16 protein-coding genes are annotated in these 14,349 nt (G+C 61.3%); 9 read left to right on the plus strand and 7 right to left on the minus strand.

Annotation, left to right across the window (positions count from 1 at the left end; all coding sequences use genetic code 11):
* Positions 1-27: 27 nt before the first annotated feature.
* The 4 genes from VEK15_09030 to VEK15_09045 all read right to left on the minus strand — a co-directional run bounded on the left by VEK15_09030 (position 28) and on the right by VEK15_09045 (position 3,338).
* Entirely contained in the window at positions 28-780 is a 753-nt protein-coding gene (locus VEK15_09030; protein ID HXV60825.1) for a YebC/PmpR family DNA-binding transcriptional regulator, read from the minus strand.
* A 49-nt stretch (positions 781-829) separates the two neighbouring features.
* A complete protein-coding gene (locus tag VEK15_09035) occupies positions 830-1,657 on the minus strand; it encodes a hypothetical protein (protein HXV60826.1) in 828 nt (275 codons plus the stop codon).
* A 49-nt stretch (positions 1,658-1,706) separates the two neighbouring features.
* Positions 1,707-2,066 carry a helix-turn-helix domain-containing protein gene (locus VEK15_09040; protein ID HXV60827.1) on the minus strand — a complete coding sequence of 120 codons (360 nt, stop codon included), beginning with the start codon at positions 2,064-2,066 and terminating at the stop codon, positions 1,707-1,709.
* Positions 2,067-2,165: 99 nt separating this feature from the next.
* Positions 2,166-3,338 carry an ABC transporter substrate-binding protein gene (locus tag VEK15_09045; protein ID HXV60828.1) on the minus strand — a complete coding sequence of 391 codons (1,173 nt, stop codon included), beginning with the start codon at positions 3,336-3,338 and terminating at the stop codon, positions 2,166-2,168.
* Between the two features lie 127 nt (positions 3,339-3,465).
* Between VEK15_09045 and VEK15_09050 the strand changes: the two genes are divergently transcribed.
* The gene (locus VEK15_09050) at positions 3,466-3,660 is read left to right on the plus strand and encodes a hypothetical protein (protein ID HXV60829.1); all 195 of its coding nucleotides are present in this window, start codon (positions 3,466-3,468) and stop codon (positions 3,658-3,660) included.
* A gap of 122 nt (positions 3,661-3,782) precedes the next feature.
* Here the strand turns inward: VEK15_09050 and VEK15_09055 are convergent, their stop codons facing one another.
* The gene (locus VEK15_09055; GenBank protein HXV60830.1) at positions 3,783-4,253 is read right to left on the minus strand and encodes a hypothetical protein; all 471 of its coding nucleotides are present in this window, start codon (positions 4,251-4,253) and stop codon (positions 3,783-3,785) included.
* Positions 4,254-4,471: 218 nt separating this feature from the next.
* Here VEK15_09055 and VEK15_09060 point away from each other — a divergent pair, with 218 nt between their 5' ends.
* The 5 genes from VEK15_09060 to mqnC all read left to right on the plus strand — a co-directional run bounded on the left by VEK15_09060 (position 4,472) and on the right by mqnC (position 8,928).
* Positions 4,472-5,314 carry a 4-hydroxybenzoate octaprenyltransferase gene (locus VEK15_09060; protein HXV60831.1) on the plus strand — a complete coding sequence of 281 codons (843 nt, stop codon included), beginning with the start codon at positions 4,472-4,474 and terminating at the stop codon, positions 5,312-5,314.
* A gap of 7 nt (positions 5,315-5,321) precedes the next feature.
* Positions 5,322-5,870: a UbiX family flavin prenyltransferase gene (locus VEK15_09065; protein HXV60832.1), complete on the plus strand. Its 549-nt coding sequence runs from the start codon at positions 5,322-5,324 to the stop codon at positions 5,868-5,870.
* 94 nt (positions 5,871-5,964) lie between these two features.
* A complete protein-coding gene (gene mqnE / locus VEK15_09070; protein HXV60833.1) occupies positions 5,965-7,062 on the plus strand; it encodes an aminofutalosine synthase MqnE in 1,098 nt (365 codons plus the stop codon).
* A 25-nt stretch (positions 7,063-7,087) separates the two neighbouring features.
* Positions 7,088-7,849 carry a menaquinone biosynthesis protein gene (locus VEK15_09075; protein HXV60834.1) on the plus strand — a complete coding sequence of 254 codons (762 nt, stop codon included), beginning with the start codon at positions 7,088-7,090 and terminating at the stop codon, positions 7,847-7,849.
* Positions 7,850-7,851: 2 nt separating this feature from the next.
* The gene (gene mqnC / locus VEK15_09080) at positions 7,852-8,928 is read left to right on the plus strand and encodes a cyclic dehypoxanthinyl futalosine synthase (protein ID HXV60835.1); all 1,077 of its coding nucleotides are present in this window, start codon (positions 7,852-7,854) and stop codon (positions 8,926-8,928) included.
* 17 nt (positions 8,929-8,945) lie between these two features.
* Here mqnC and VEK15_09085 read toward each other — a convergent pair whose 3' ends face one another.
* On the minus strand, positions 8,946-9,938 hold the full coding sequence (locus VEK15_09085; protein ID HXV60836.1) for an NAD(P)H-dependent glycerol-3-phosphate dehydrogenase: 993 nt from the start codon (positions 9,936-9,938) through the stop codon (positions 8,946-8,948).
* Position 9,939: 1 nt separating this feature from the next.
* Complete coding sequence (locus VEK15_09090; protein HXV60837.1) at positions 9,940-10,047, minus strand: MetS family NSS transporter small subunit; 108 nt, start codon at positions 10,045-10,047, stop codon at positions 9,940-9,942.
* A gap of 325 nt (positions 10,048-10,372) precedes the next feature.
* Between VEK15_09090 and tilS the strand changes: the two genes are divergently transcribed.
* The 3 genes from tilS to ftsH are packed head-to-tail and all read left to right on the plus strand — an operon-like array spanning position 10,373 to position 14,259.
* Positions 10,373-11,782 (plus strand): tRNA lysidine(34) synthetase TilS, encoded by a 1,410-nt coding sequence (gene tilS / locus VEK15_09095; GenBank protein HXV60838.1) that lies wholly within the window; start codon positions 10,373-10,375, stop codon positions 11,780-11,782.
* Positions 11,779-12,303: a phosphoribosyltransferase family protein gene (locus VEK15_09100; GenBank protein HXV60839.1), complete on the plus strand. Its 525-nt coding sequence runs from the start codon at positions 11,779-11,781 to the stop codon at positions 12,301-12,303. Before tilS ends, VEK15_09100 begins: the two co-directional genes overlap by 4 nt.
* 33 nt (positions 12,304-12,336) lie before the next feature.
* The gene (ftsH, locus tag VEK15_09105; GenBank protein HXV60840.1) at positions 12,337-14,259 is read left to right on the plus strand and encodes an ATP-dependent zinc metalloprotease FtsH; all 1,923 of its coding nucleotides are present in this window, start codon (positions 12,337-12,339) and stop codon (positions 14,257-14,259) included.
* Positions 14,260-14,349: the final 90 nt, after the last annotated feature.

Here is a 14,349-nt window from a genome sequence, read left to right on the forward strand (position 1 = left end):
CCGGGGTCGATCCCGAGAATCCTCAATTCAGCTCGACAGGGCGGCTTCGATCTCTGCTTCCTCGATGTCGAAGTTCGCCCAGACTTGGGTCAGGTCGTCGTGCTCCTCGAGCGCGTCCATGAGCTTGAGCATCTGCTGTGCCTGCCGGCCCTCCAGCTTCACGCTCGATTTCGGGACCATGGAGAGCTCCTCGGCAGCTATGCGAATGTGCTTGCTCTTGAGGGCCTCCCGGACGGCCTCGAAGGAATCGGGAGACGTATAGATCTCCCAGCTCGACCCGTCCTCTTTGACGTCGTCCCCTCCGGCTTCGAGGACTGTTTCCAGAAGGGCTTCCTCATCGATGTCGGTGCGCTCGACGACGAGATAGCCTTTCTTCTCGAAGAGCCAGTTCACCGAGCCGGACTCACCCAGGTTGCCGCCGTATTTGGAGAAGAGGTGGCGAACCTCACCCACGGTGCGATTGCGGTTGTCGGTGGTCGCCTCGATGAGAACGGCGACCCCCCCGGGACCATAGCCTTCGTACTGGACCTCTTCCAGGCTGTAACCCTCGAGCTCCCCCGTGCCTTTCTTGATCGCTCGCTCGATGTTGTCCTTGGGCATGTTCTCCGCTTTGGCTTTGTCGACGGCGAGCCGGAGCCGAGGATTGAAGCTCGGATCCCCTCCGCCGATGCGTGCGGCAACGGTGATCTCCTTGATGATGGCGGTGAAAGCCTTGCCGCGCTTGGCGTCGGCCGCCGCCTTCTTGTGCTTGATCGAATGCCATTTGGAATGACCCGACATAAGCGGAATCGTAGCATGGGGTCCGCGTTTACCTCAATGCTGCAACCGCTCAGTCATCGAAGACGAAAGTGGGCTCCTGGTAGTAGCGGACCTTGTGCTCCGTGACCTTGTGCTGAATCTCCTCCGCGAGCCAACGTCTCTTCTCCTCGAGGGGCAGGCTCGATTTGAGAAGCGGCAGGCGCAGGTTGAACCCGAGTACTCTTCGCGGCACGAGGATGCGCGTGACTCCCGACGGAAGCCGCTCACCGGCCTCGGCGATCGTTCGGATCTCCTCCTTGCGGAAATCGGGGAAGGAAACCAGCGCTCCGAAGTGCGGATGGTGCGATCGCAGCGTCTCGATGTCGTCGTGGCTGACACGGTCCATGCGCGCGTCGCCTCGGTGATAGACCTCGACGATCGAACGCCAGTAGAAGACTCGCTCACCGATCCCCTCGCCGCCGTAGAGATGTGTCGAGGCAGTTTCACCGGTCGAGATCGTTGCGAGATAGTCGGGGCCGTCTCGACGGGGCTCCCCGCCCCGGGCCACGATGCCGGGAATGTCGTGGACCTTTCTCGTGAGCGTGCGGGCCTCGATGTCGCGTACGACGTGATTCCAGTGGCGGACCTCGAGCGCAGGGTCGTCGAAATCCTCGACTTGAACCAGGAGATGAGGGATCTCGAGGTTCTCGAGCGCGGAGACGCGATTGGCGCCATCGAGCAACAGAAACTTCTGGCTCTGCCGCAATCTCGCGACGACGGGCGGGTTTCTCAACACCCCGTCGGCCGAAAGGCGATCGAGGAGACGGGCGACGCGCTCTAGATCGACGTCCTCGTGCCGGAGCAAGTCCTGGATGGAGACGACCCTGAGGTCGGGGAAGCTACCGGTGGGTGCACCCATGGAACGCTATTGTAATGCCGGCGCTCAGCTCCTCATGACTTGATGGATCTTACGTTCTCCGCGCCCTCCCGGTTCGGCGGTTCTTCTTCAGGGCGCTTTCGACCAGTTTGTCGATGTCCTTCACCGGCAGTCCGTCGATCGCCCGGAGCAGACGAGCGACCCGGCCAGGTTGACGATGGATGATGCGACGAATGTCGCTGCCGATCCGGCCGGCGAGCGAGAGAAATTCGTCGGGGTCCCGGTCGAGTGCTCTCGCGATTCGAACGACTTTGGACTCTGCCGGAGGGGGGAAGACGTCTCTCTCGATCGGGGCGAGATAGCTTGGACTGATACCAACCTTCTTCGCGAACTTCGCGATGCTGATGTTCTTTTCCTCTCGCAGTTTGCGGACCGTTCGGCCAAACTTCATCGCGAGGAGCCCCGGCGAATTCTAATGGGCAGTTCGGAGGAAGGTCAAGAAATTGAATTGGCGATTCAGTATTCCCAGTCGGAATTCAGTTTTCCTGATTCACGACTCCAGCCAATCCGACAGGGAGACGAGCGTTCCGCCTTCCGCTTTGCTCAGTTGAACGGTGTTCAAACCCTGGTGGTTCTCCGTATCGAAGCTGATCGGAGTCCCGAGGAAATTGTCGCTCCAGTCGTGGATGCTCTCGAGGGACTGGATCAATTTGAGACGGGTGAGATCCGGGCCCGCTCGTCGCAATCCCTCGACGAGCACTTCTGCCCGCGAGAGACCCCACATCGCGTAGGTTCCGAATTGGATGCCCTGCCCGTACTTCTGGATGATTTCCCGGGCCCGCGCCACCCCGGGCTCATTAGAGCCCGGCTCGGGGACGCTGGAGGCCACGATGGCGCCTTCCCAGCTGGGCCCCGCGAGCTCGAACATCACCGGATCGGAGAGAATCTGACTCGCTACGATTTGGGGTTGATACCCCTCGATCGCGTCGAGTGCCTTCACGAGCGCCGCGGCTCCTTCGGCAATCGTCCACACGAAGATCAAATCGACCTCGGCGTCCTTGAACTTCTGCGCGACACCCGACAAGTCCTCGGCGCCGACCTGGTAGGGCTCGGAGACAACGATTTCCTTGTCGGTATTACGAAGTCCGAGGCGGACCCCCTCCTGGCCCTCACGACCGAAGGTGTCGTCCTGGTACAGCAGACCGAACTTCTTGGCGGTCAGCTCCTCGGCCGCGTACTTGGCGAGAATCCGCCCTTCGGTGACGTAAGCCGGAAACGTGGAGAAGACGTAAGCGTTCACCGGTGACGTCCAGATGCGCGCTCCCGAGCCGGGATTCACCCAGGGAATGAGCTTGAGGGTGAGATAGTCTTTGACGGCGAGGCAGTTGGCGGTGCCGTTGCCGCCGAGTATGGCAAAGACTCGATCACCGTCGACGAGCTCCTCGACGACCGATGGCGTTCTTGCTGGATCGTAGCCATCGTCCTTGATGATCAGGCGGAGGTTACGTTCGTGGATACCACCCTCTTCTTCGTTGATGTAGGTGAAATAGGCATCCATCGCGCGGGCGATAGTCGAGAGGTTGGATGCGGGACCGGTCATGGGCGCCCACGTGCCAATCAAAATCTCGTCGCTCGTGACTCCGATATCGGGCCCGCCACAGGAGCTCGAGAAGATCAGGGCACAAGCGACCAACGACGACAGAGCGACATTTCTTGCTTTCATCTTTCTTCCGGATTCTCGGCACCAAGGAGGCGGCTCATCCTATCACACATTCGAAACGCACTCGTCCGCGGAGGAAGTGCTATAATCACCGACATTTCCATTCGATAGCAACCGAAGGAGCACGACCATGAGCGACGAGCTGGAGGTTGAGGACGACGTCTTTCTCGAAGGAGGGGTGCTCTACTGCACCTGTGGTCATCCTATCGATGCCGAGGATGCTTCCGGGCTCATCGAACGCTCGGCAGGGCGTGAGTTCGTCGAGTGTCCCACGTGCGACATGAAGCATTTTGCCGAAGGGGGCCATTTTCGCCTCGATGACTGACGTTCCCGATGGATCGGTCGGCCTCGTCGCACGCCGAGGGAAGCCCGCGAACCCAGACCCCGAACTCGAGAGGGGAACCAGCAAGCGGCCGGTAGACCGAAGTCAGATTTGACCGCCGGAAATCAGAAAGGGTCCACCCCTCCCGAGTAGGAATCGTCGTCGTCTCCGTCGTTCCCACCTCCTTCGCTATCCTGAAATCCCTCACTCGCGGGCTCGTCGGCGCCCCAGCCCAGGCCAGTCGACTCCCGTTCCCAAGGGGCCGGACTCTCCACGGCCGGCTGCGCCGTCGGCGACGGAGCGGGCTTGGGCGCTGCCTTGGGGGCCGACGCCGGAGGCTTGCTCGGCGCAGCCTTCTTCGAGGCCTTCTTGGCAGCCTTCTTCACGGCCTTCTTCTTGGCGGCCTTTGCCTTCTTCTTGGCCTTCTTAGCGGCCTTCTTCTTGCTCGCTTGCTTCTTGGAGGCCTTCTTTCGGGCTACTTTCCGCTTGGCCTTCTTGGCCTTTTTCTTCGATTTCTTCGAGGCCTTCCGCTTGACAGCCTTTTTCTTGACAGTCTTTTTCCTCGCCTTGGCTTTCTTCTTCTTTTTCTTCTTCATGATTGGATGTCCACCTCCATCGGGGATCGATCTCGTTATTTCGACCGGTGCTGCCGCTTTCGCGACAATTGCCTCCATCTCGAAAACGACCGAGGATAACATCGATTCATTGATTCATTCCACTTTCGAGCAGGAGCCGGGACAACAACCGGGGCGCGATTCTATTCGGCATTGCTTCCGGCGTCAAAGGGGTTTTTAGTAGACTTCCGAGGGGCAACATGGCGTTTGCGAGCGCGCTCAAGTACGGACGATTCGTCAAGATCGAGCATACCGTGTTCTCGCTGCCCCTGCTCGTGAGCGGGGCGCTCCTCGCTCGAGACGAGCTGACCCTTCGCGTCCTTCTCCTGATTCTTGTGGCCGGCACGGGGGCGAGAACGGCGGCACTGGGCTTCAACCGCTTGCTGGACCGCAAGATCGACCGCGACAACCCCCGCACCCGAGGACGCGAGCTTCCCTCGGGCATCATGTCCGTCGCCGAGGCTTGGCTGGTAACCGGCCTGGGAGTGGTCGTTTTCCTCCTGGCAGCGCTGGCCATCTCGCCGCTTTGCCTCTGGCTCTCACCCATTCCACTCGCGTTGTTCATTCTGTACCCACTCCTGAAACGGCTCACCATGTGGGCACACCTCGGAGTGGGCGCGGCGCTCGCGATGGGTCCTTTGGGGGCGTGGTTCGCGGTGAAACTCGAGTTTACGGATTTCGAAAATGCGTTGCTCCTCTGCTTCTTCACTTTCTTCTGGGTTTCGGGGTTCGACATCATCTACGCAACGCTCGACATCGATTTTGATCGCAGCTACGGCTTGCATTCCCTTCCCGCCCGTCTCGGTCGCGAGGCGGCCCTTCGGGTCTCGCTCGGGTTGCACCTCCTCGCGTTCGGCTTGCTCGTCACCCTCTACGTTCGCGCGCTCGAGGGGGTCGTGTCGCTTCTCCTCCTCGCCCTGGTCGGAGCACTCTTGCTCGTCGAGCACCAAAAAGCGGGCGATGTGGACCTCGCCTTCTTCAAAGTGAACGCGATCGTAGGTTTCGTCGTCCTCGGCCTGGTGGTCGCCGGGACACAGATGTAGGCCTCAGATGCGGATCTTGGTTGGGCTAAGTGGTTCATCCGGAATAATCTATGGTGTCAAGTTCCTCCAGCGCTGTCCCGGTGACAAATATCTCGTCGTTTCGAAGTGGGGTGCCCAGGTTCTCGAGCACGAGCTCGGCCTCGGTGTCGACGACCTCAGAGCTCACGCAAAGGCGGTTTTCGCCGACGACGACCTGTCCGCCCCCTTTGCGTCGGGATCCAATCGCTACGATGCCCTCGTCCTTCTGCCCTGCAGCGTGTCGACTCTCGGGAAAATCGCGAATGGAATCGCCGACACGCTGATCACCCGGGCTGCCCAGGTGGCGCTCAAGGAGCGGATCCGACTCGTGGTGGGGATTCGCGAGACCCCGCTGTCGACCCAGATGCTCGAGAATGCATGGAAGCTTTCGAGAGACGGTGCGATCGTGATGCCGGTCTCCCCGCCCTGGTACCGGAACCCTCGATCGATGGACGAAGTCGTCTCCGGATTCGTGGACAAGGTTCTCCCTCTGGTCGGCGTTCCCGTCGAAGGGGGCTGGCGGTCCGACGAGCTATAGCGTCCATCGAGCCGATGTGTAACAATTTCGGCAATCGTCCGCGTCCATCGGGCTCCTTCGAAGACGTGAGATGTGAGCACGAAGTGCGAATAAAATGACTTTAAGCGCGACCGACATCACCTTCCGCGACGAGAAGCTTGTACCCATCTGGGAAAAACTGCTCGGCTCGCGACGCCTCGACAAGCAAGACGGCCTCACGTTGTTACAGACCTGGGATCTGACCGCCCTCGGAAAGATGGCCGATCACGTGAAGCAATCGAAGACCGGCGAGAACGTCTTCTTCGTAATGAACCGCCAAATCAATCCGACGAACCTCTGCGTTCTGGACTGTACGTTCTGTGATTTCGCCGCCAAGCCGGGCGACCCCCATGCATACGAGATGAGCATCGACGAGATCCTAAGAAAGCTCGACGAGGAGATTACGGAAGTACACATCGTGGGTGGGCTCCACCCCAAATGGCGTTTCGAGGACTACCTGGGAATCCTCGAGGCGATCCATCAGTCCTACCCGAGTCTCCAAATCAAGGCCTGGACCGCGGTGGAGATCGACTGGTTCGCCCGAATCGGCAGGATGAGCCTCGAAGAGGTGATCGAGAGGATGAAGGAGAAGGGCTTGAGGTCCCTGCCGGGCGGAGGAGCCGAGGTCTTCTCCGAACGGGTGCGGCGTGAGACTTTCAAGAACAAGATCGGAGCGGACCGCTGGTTCGAGGTCCATCGGATCGCCCACCGGATGGGAATTCCTTCGAATGCAACGCTGCTCTACGGTCACATCGAGACGTATGAGGAGCGGATCGATCACATGCTGCGCCTGAGACGAGCCCAGGAGGAAGAGCCCGGATTTCTGTCCTTCATCCCGCTGGCGCTCCAGCCGGGGAACACCGGGCTCGCCGAGCGACAGGCTTCTGCCATCGAAGACCTACGCACGGTGGCGACCGCACGGCTCCTCCTCGACAACTTCGATCACATCAAGTCCTACTGGGTCATGCTCGGCGAAGACACGGCTTCGGTGGCGCTCAACTTCGGGGCGAGCGATCTCGACGGAACCATCGGCGAGGAGCGCATCGCCCATTACGCGCAGGCGAAGAGTGCGGTCGGGTTGGCGCGTGACCGGCTTCTCGGGATGATCCGGGAGTCCGGCAAGACTCCGGTCGAGCGAGATGCGCTCTATAACGTCATCCGCGTATACCATTGACCGCCGGAACGGCGGCTCATCCGGCATGAGACTGCTAGTCGGGCAGATTTCGTACCTGAACAGCCAGCCGTTCTATCCGCTTCTGGGCGAGCATCGACTGATCCCCACCCCGCCGCGCGAGCTCGGGCTAATGGCAATGAAGGGGGAGATCGACGCGGGGATCCTCGCCACCGCGGATTATCTCGTCTGCGAGGAACGCTACGAGCCCATCGCCCAGCTCGGCGTAGCCAACCGCGAAGAAGTCCACAGCATCGTGCTCGCGAGCAAGAGACCCTTCGAGGCCCTTTCCGGGGCGACGATCGGGATCACCGAAGAGACCTCGACCTCGGTGCGCCTGCTTCGCCTCCTGCTCGAAGTCCGGCACCGCGCCCGGCCCAAGCAGTACGTTCGCGGGCTGAGGGAGACCGCCGACGCGTTTCTCATCATCGGCAACGAAGCTTTGGGAGAGAAGGTGCGACCGAGACCTGGCTTTCCTCACCGCTATGATCTGGCATCCGAATGGTGGGCGTGGAAGGGGCTTCCGTTCGTCTTCGCCCTCTGGGCCATCCGTCGCTCCCTACCCATCGACGTGAAACGGGGCTTCGCCGAGCTTCTCGAGCGGTCGTTCGATGCGGGAATGTCGCAAATCGAGGAGATCGCGGCTCGATTCGCGCCGGCGCTCGGAAGACCCGAGGACCTCTCCAAGTACCTCCGCAACTTCCATTACCGCCTCGGAGAGGCGGAGATGCAGGGGCTCGCGGAGTTTCGGCGACTCGTGCTCCAGCATCGCATGCTCGAGCCGATCTGACCGTGAACATCGAGACCATTCGTACGAAAGTTCGCGACGGCGAGCGACTCGCCCCCGAGGACGGGCTGTTTCTCCTGCGTGAGGCCTCCATTCTCGACCTCGGGCAGCTCTCGATGGAAGTGCGGAACCGCCGCCATCCCGAACCGGTCGTCACCTACGTCGTGGACACGAACCCGAACTACACCAACGTCTGTAACGTCGATTGCACGTTCTGCGCTTTCTATCGGCCCCCGGAGCACCCCGAGGCGTACACGCACTCGATCGACGAGATGATGGAGCGCATCGCACGCTCGGTCGAGCGTGGCGTCACGACGGTTTTGATGCAGGGGGGCGTGAACTCTGAACTGCCTCTCGACTATTACATCGACATGGTGCGAACCGTGCGGGCGCGTTTCCCCGACGTGACCCCTCACTTCTGGTCGGCGGTCGAGATCGAGGGAATGGCCGCCGTGTCCCGGCTCACGGTTCGGGAAGTGCTCCTTCGTCTGAAACAGGCGGGCCAAACCACGATCCCTGGCGGCGGAGCCGAGATCCTGTCGGAGCGCGTCCGGCGCAAGATCTCGCACAAGAAAGGACTCACCGCCGGCTGGCTCGACGTCCATCGCGAAGCCCATGCGATCGGGTTTCGATCCACCGCGACGATGATGTACGGACATGTCGAGACCGAAGAGGACATCGTGGAGCACTTCGAGAGCATCCGCCGCCTCCAGGACGAGTTCTCCGGGTTCACCGCCTTCGTTCCCTGGAGCTTCAAGCCGGGAAATACTCCCCTGGTAAACAAGATACCGCGCCACGCGGGCCCGAACCGATACCTGCGCATCCTCGCGGCGGCAAGGCTCTACCTGGATAACTTCGATCACATCCAAGCATCCTGGTTCTCCGAGGGGAAGAAAACCGGCCAAGTGGCTCTTCATTGGGGAGCGGACGATTTCGGCGGCACTCTATTCGAGGAGAACGTCCACGCTGCCACGGGTTTCGTGAATCAGACGTCGACCGAAGAGGTCAAGACGTTGATTCGGGAGGCCGGTTTTCGACCCGCCCAGCGAACGACGCTCTACCAAATCCTTCGCTACGACTGAGGGGCGTGCCTCGTCCGTCAGGACTCCGCCTTCAGCGGCCGAGCCATGAGCTCTTCGACGACGGCTTTCGGACAGGTCTCCCCGCGCAGCAGTCGTTCCATTTGAAAAGCGATGGGCATTTCGACATCGTGTCGCCGAGCCAGGGCAACCGTCGCGTGGGTGGTTCTGACACCCTCGGCGACCTGTACCATGCTGGCGGTCACCTCCTGAATCGATTTGCCACGGCCAAGCTCGACGCCCACGTGTCGGTTGCGGGAAAGGTGGCCGGTGCAGGTCAGCACCAGATCGCCCATCCCTGCCAGTCCCGCCAGGGTGTCGCGACGTCCGCCCATGGCCTCCGTCAGCCGGGCGATCTCGGCGAGACCTCGGGTCATGATGGCGGCGATGGGGTTGTGGCCGAGCCCGAGACCACGGGCCACACCCGCAGCGAGCGCGATGACGTTCTTGACCGCCCCTCCGAGCTCCACGCCGATGATATCGCCGCTCGTATAGATGCGAAAACTGGCCATCGAGAAGCTGCTCTGGACAAGCTGTGCCGCTTCTTCGCTAGAGCTCGCGGCCACCAGCGCCGTCGGTTCGTCTCGGGCAACCTCCGACGCGAACGTTGGCCCGGACAGGACGGTGACGTCCGGCGCGAAGGGAAAGACCTCGGTCACGACCTCGCTCATGCGCCGCAGCGTCGATTCCTCGAGACCTTTGGTCGCGCTTACGAATCTTTGGCCGGGCCGCACGTGGCCGACGAGGCCCTGAAGCACTCCGCGGAGAAACTGAGATGGAACCGCGAGCACCAGGGCTTCGGCCAGTGCCGCCGCCCGCCCCAAGTCTCCCGTCACCGCGAGCTCTTGCGGCAGTCGAACCCCGGGTAGGAAGCGCTCGTTCACCCGCGTCTCGTGAAGCGAGAGCCGAACGTCCTCCTCGCGGCACCACATGGTGACACGGTGCCCCTTGAGGCACAGGAGTCTCGAAAGTGCCGTCCCCCAGGCCCCAGCCCCGATGACGGCGACGTTCACGTCAGGGCTGGTCCCGTTCCCGTTTCACGTTCTGATAGAGGAAGTAGGCGAATCCACCCCAGATACCGCCGACGATGACGAACATCGTTACCAGGGCGCTTGTTTCCACGAGGACTCCTTACTTTGCGCCGCTCAATCCTCTTCGTCGCCGAAGAAGAAGAAATCCGCGCACTGTTTCGAGCAAAACGTGCGACCGCCGCGGTCCACCAAACACTCGTCGCAGTAGTACCGGAAGCAAATGACGCATTTTCTCAGGCGACGCTCTTCCGAGGTCACCTGGCAGCGAACACACTGTTTTTCCATGGCGCGCGGTCGACGCGAGAAATCAGCGTCCTTTCTTGACAGGATCTCGGAACTCTCGTATCATATTACAGTTAGGACGATTTCTCCAGTTGTTTAAAAGCCTGCCCCGCTGGAGGCCCAACCCTCGAGCGATGCTGGTTCGAAGGGTCTCGGCCACCATCGAGCGATACGAAATGGTCTCCCCCGGGGAGCGCGTCCTCGTGGGCGTATCCGGAGGAGCCGATTCCGTGGCACTCGCCCAGGTGATGGCCGAGCTGGGCCATCCTCTCGCCGTCGCCCACTTGAACCACGGTTTGCGCTCCGACGCCGACCAAGACGAGATTTTCGCATCCGCCCTCGCCCAAAGGCTCGGTGTCCCCTTCGTTTCCGACCGGCTCGACTTGTTGCTCGAGGCAAGAAAAAACCGCCGCTCGATCGAGGACGAAGGGCATCAGGCCCGTTATCGTTTCTTCAAACGGTCCGCCGCCCGGCTCCGGTGCACACGCATTGCCGTCGGCCACACGATGGACGACCAGGCAGAAACATTCCTGCTCCGGTTGCTCAGAGGGTCGGGAACACGGGGTCTCGCAGCGGCGTACCCTAAGGTAGATGGCTTGATCATTCGGCCGCTCCTCGAAGCGAGACGAAGCGATGTCGAGGAATTTCTGCACGACCGCGGCCTGACGTACCGACAGGATTCTTCCAACCAGGATCTCCGTTTTGCGCGAAACCGCGTGCGCCACATGTTGTTGCCCGAGCTTCGGCGCCATTTCAACCCACGAGTCGTGGAAGCCCTCGCCGGCGCCGCCGCCCTCCTTCAGGATGATGAGGGGTGGATGGAGCGATTGACAGCCGATGCACTCGGGGAGTTGGCCCGAGAAACGGACGACGGTGCCCTCGTGCTGGACGTGAGCCCGCTTGCCCACCACTCCGACGCGATGAAGCGCCGCATCGTGCGACAGGCCCTCTCTCGGGTCCGAGGGCACCTCAGGAACGTGGGTCGGGCCCACGTCGATCAGGTACTCTCGCTTCTCGCCGACGGCAAGAGTGGCCGGGAGCTCCACCTGCCCGGAGTGTTGGTCCGGCGCTCCTTCGATCGGCTGATCATGACCTGCGAACCAGGACGAATCGAGCGCAACCGCTCGAAACATGGCTATAATGGCTTCGAGTACCGCTTGCCCATCCCTGCCAAGCTTCTCATCCGGGAGAGGGGAGGGACGCTGACGGCGGCATGGAGGAGAAGCGGAGCGACCGAAGAAATCACGGAGCCGAAGGCTTCGGGAGACTCGGTGGTCCTGGCTCTCGCGGGAGAGTTTCCCGAGTTGATGGTCAGGAGCGCGCGGCGAGGAGACCGTTTTCGGCCCTTGGGCGCGAGCGGTTCCAAACCTCTCACGCGATATCTAATGGAACGGAAAGTGCCTAGCGAGAAAAGATGGGCCGTCCCGCTGGTCGCCCGCGCCCGGGGCGGGGAGATCCTCTGGGTAGTCGGCCATGGGGTTTCGGAGTCTTCCCGTTTGCGCTCGGGAGTGAGACAGCTCGAGCTCGGTTGGGTCGGCGGATGACGACCGAGGGAGAATTGACGGTGCTCTTCGATGAGGGCGCGATTCGCTCCCGCGTCCACGAGCTCGGACGCACGATCACCGAGGATTTCTCCGAGGGCAACATCGCCTGCGTCGGCGTTCTGCCCAACTCGTTGGTGTTCATGGCGGACCTCATCCGGCACATTCGCCGCTCGCTTACCTGCGATTTCCTGAAGGTGGATACCCAGAGCCCGAGGCGTGTCGACATCGCTTTCGGCTCGGCGAGCGATTTCGGAGGCCGCGACGTGCTGCTCATCCAGGGCGTGGTGGACACGGGGGTTACGTTGTCTTTCATCAGGGGCCAAATCGAGGAGACCTGGAGGCCACGGACCCTGAGGGTTGCGGCTCTCATCAATCGTGAGAACCACCGCAAAGTGGACAGTCCGGTGGATTATGTATGCTTCGAGCTCACCGAGGAAGGCTTCGCCGCCGGCTATGGGCTCGGGTTCAACGAGCATTTTCGGGGGACGCCTTTTCTCGGAATGATGCGGCAATCAAGGTAGAATTCCAGATCGGAGGCAACTTTGAACTCTCACATGAAGAACTTGATGTTCTGGATGGTTGCTGCCCTCGTCATCTTTCTCTTCTGGAGCGTCTCTTCCCGAATCCAGAAGAACGAGCGCGAGCTCAGCTTCAGCGACTTCATGGCACAGCTCGAGCGCGGTCACGTCGCCAAGGTCACCATCACCGGCACGGGAGCGGGCAGCCAGATCGTCGGCGAGTTCAAGAACGGCCAGTCGATTCGGACGTTTGCGCCACCCCAGGTGGACAACCTCGTGAACACGATGCTGGACAAAGGGGTCGAAGTCAGGGCCAGGGACGCCAACAGCTCCTCTTGGATTGGCCATATCATCAGCTGGACGCCCATCGTCATCATGATCGCTTTTCTCATCTTCTTCATGAGACAGATGCAAGGTTCGGGCAACCGCGCCCTGTCGTTTGGAAAGAGCATGGCCAAGCTGAGCAGCAGCCAGCAGAAAAAAGTGACGTTCAAGGACGTCGCCGGCGTCGATGAAGCGAAGGAGGAGCTCCAGGAGATCATCGACTTTCTCCGAGAGCCCCAGAAGTTCCAGAAGCTCGGGGGGCGGATTCCCAAAGGCGTCCTGCTCATGGGTCCTCCGGGAACCGGCAAGACGCTGCTCGCGCGCGCCATCTCCGGCGAAGCCAACGTCCCTTTCTTCTCCATCAGCGGCTCTGACTTCGTGGAGATGTTCGTGGGAGTGGGCGCGAGCCGCGTGCGCGATCTTTTCGAGCAGGGCAAGAAGAACGCTCCTTGCATCATTTTCATCGACGAGATCGACGCGGTAGGCCGCCATCGCGGCGCCGGTCTCGGTGGGGGTCACGACGAGCGGGAGCAGACCTTGAATCAGCTGCTCGTGGAGATGGACGGTTTCGAGTCGAACGAAGGCGTGATTCTCATCGCCGCCACGAACCGGCCCGACGTCCTGGATCCGGCGCTCCTTCGTCCCGGACGGTTCGACCGGCGCGTCGTGGTATCGCTCCCCGACGTTCTGGGACGCGAGGGTGTCCTGAAGGTCCACACGAGCCGCATCCCGCTCGCGAACGATGTCAACCTCACGATCCTGGCGCGCGGGACGCCGGGGTTCTCCGGCGCTGATCTGGCAAATCTCGTCAACGAAGCCGCGTTGAACGCGGCGCGGCGGGGGCAAAAAGTCGTCATGATGGACGACTTCGAGGAGGCCAAGGACAAAGTGCTCATGGGCGCCGAAAGGCGCTCGATGATCATGAGCGACGAGGAGAAGAAAACGACCGCCTATCACGAGGCGGGTCACGCTCTGGTCGCCGCATTCATCGACAAGGCGGACCCGATCCACAAGGTCACGATCATCCCCAGGGGAATGGCCATGGGCGTGACCATGCTTTTGCCCGAAACCGATCGCCACAGCCACGACAAGGAGTACGTGGAGGCCATGATCGCCGTCAAGATGGGCGGCCGGATCGCCGAAGAGATGGTGCTCGGACAGATGACCACCGGTGCCCACGACGATCTGGAGAAGGCGACGGAGCTGGCGCGCAAGATGGTCTGTGAGTGGGGCATGAGCGAGAAGATGGGACCTCTCACGTTCGGCAGACGTGAGGAGCAGGTTTTCCTCGGACGCGACATCGCTCGTCACCAGGACTACAGCGAGGACACCGCCATCAAGATCGACCAGGAGGTCAAGCGCATCGTGGAGCAGAGCTACGCCAAGGCGAAGGCTCTCCTCACGGAGAATCGGGCCATATTGGAGCGGGTGTCCGAGGCCCTCCTCGAACGGGAGGTCCTCGACGCCGAGGAAGTGAAGTTGCTGATCGAGGGGCTGCCGCTCAAGGAAAAGGAGCCGACGGCTCGTGATCTGGTAGCGGAGAAGCCGGAGCCCAAAGGGAAGGAAGAAAAGGAGCGTAAAGCTCCCCTGACACCTCCTATTCTGCAGAATCCGGGAAGCGTCACGCAGAGCTAGAGCCTTCCGGTTTGCCTGGGCTTCGTTTCTTGCGTCCCCCCAACAACCGCAAGTGCGTTGGCTGACGTTTCGCGCAAGGGACAAAGCGCT

This window comes from Vicinamibacteria bacterium, from assembly GCA_035620555.1.
GTDB lineage: Bacteria > Acidobacteriota > Vicinamibacteria > Marinacidobacterales > SMYC01 > DASPGQ01.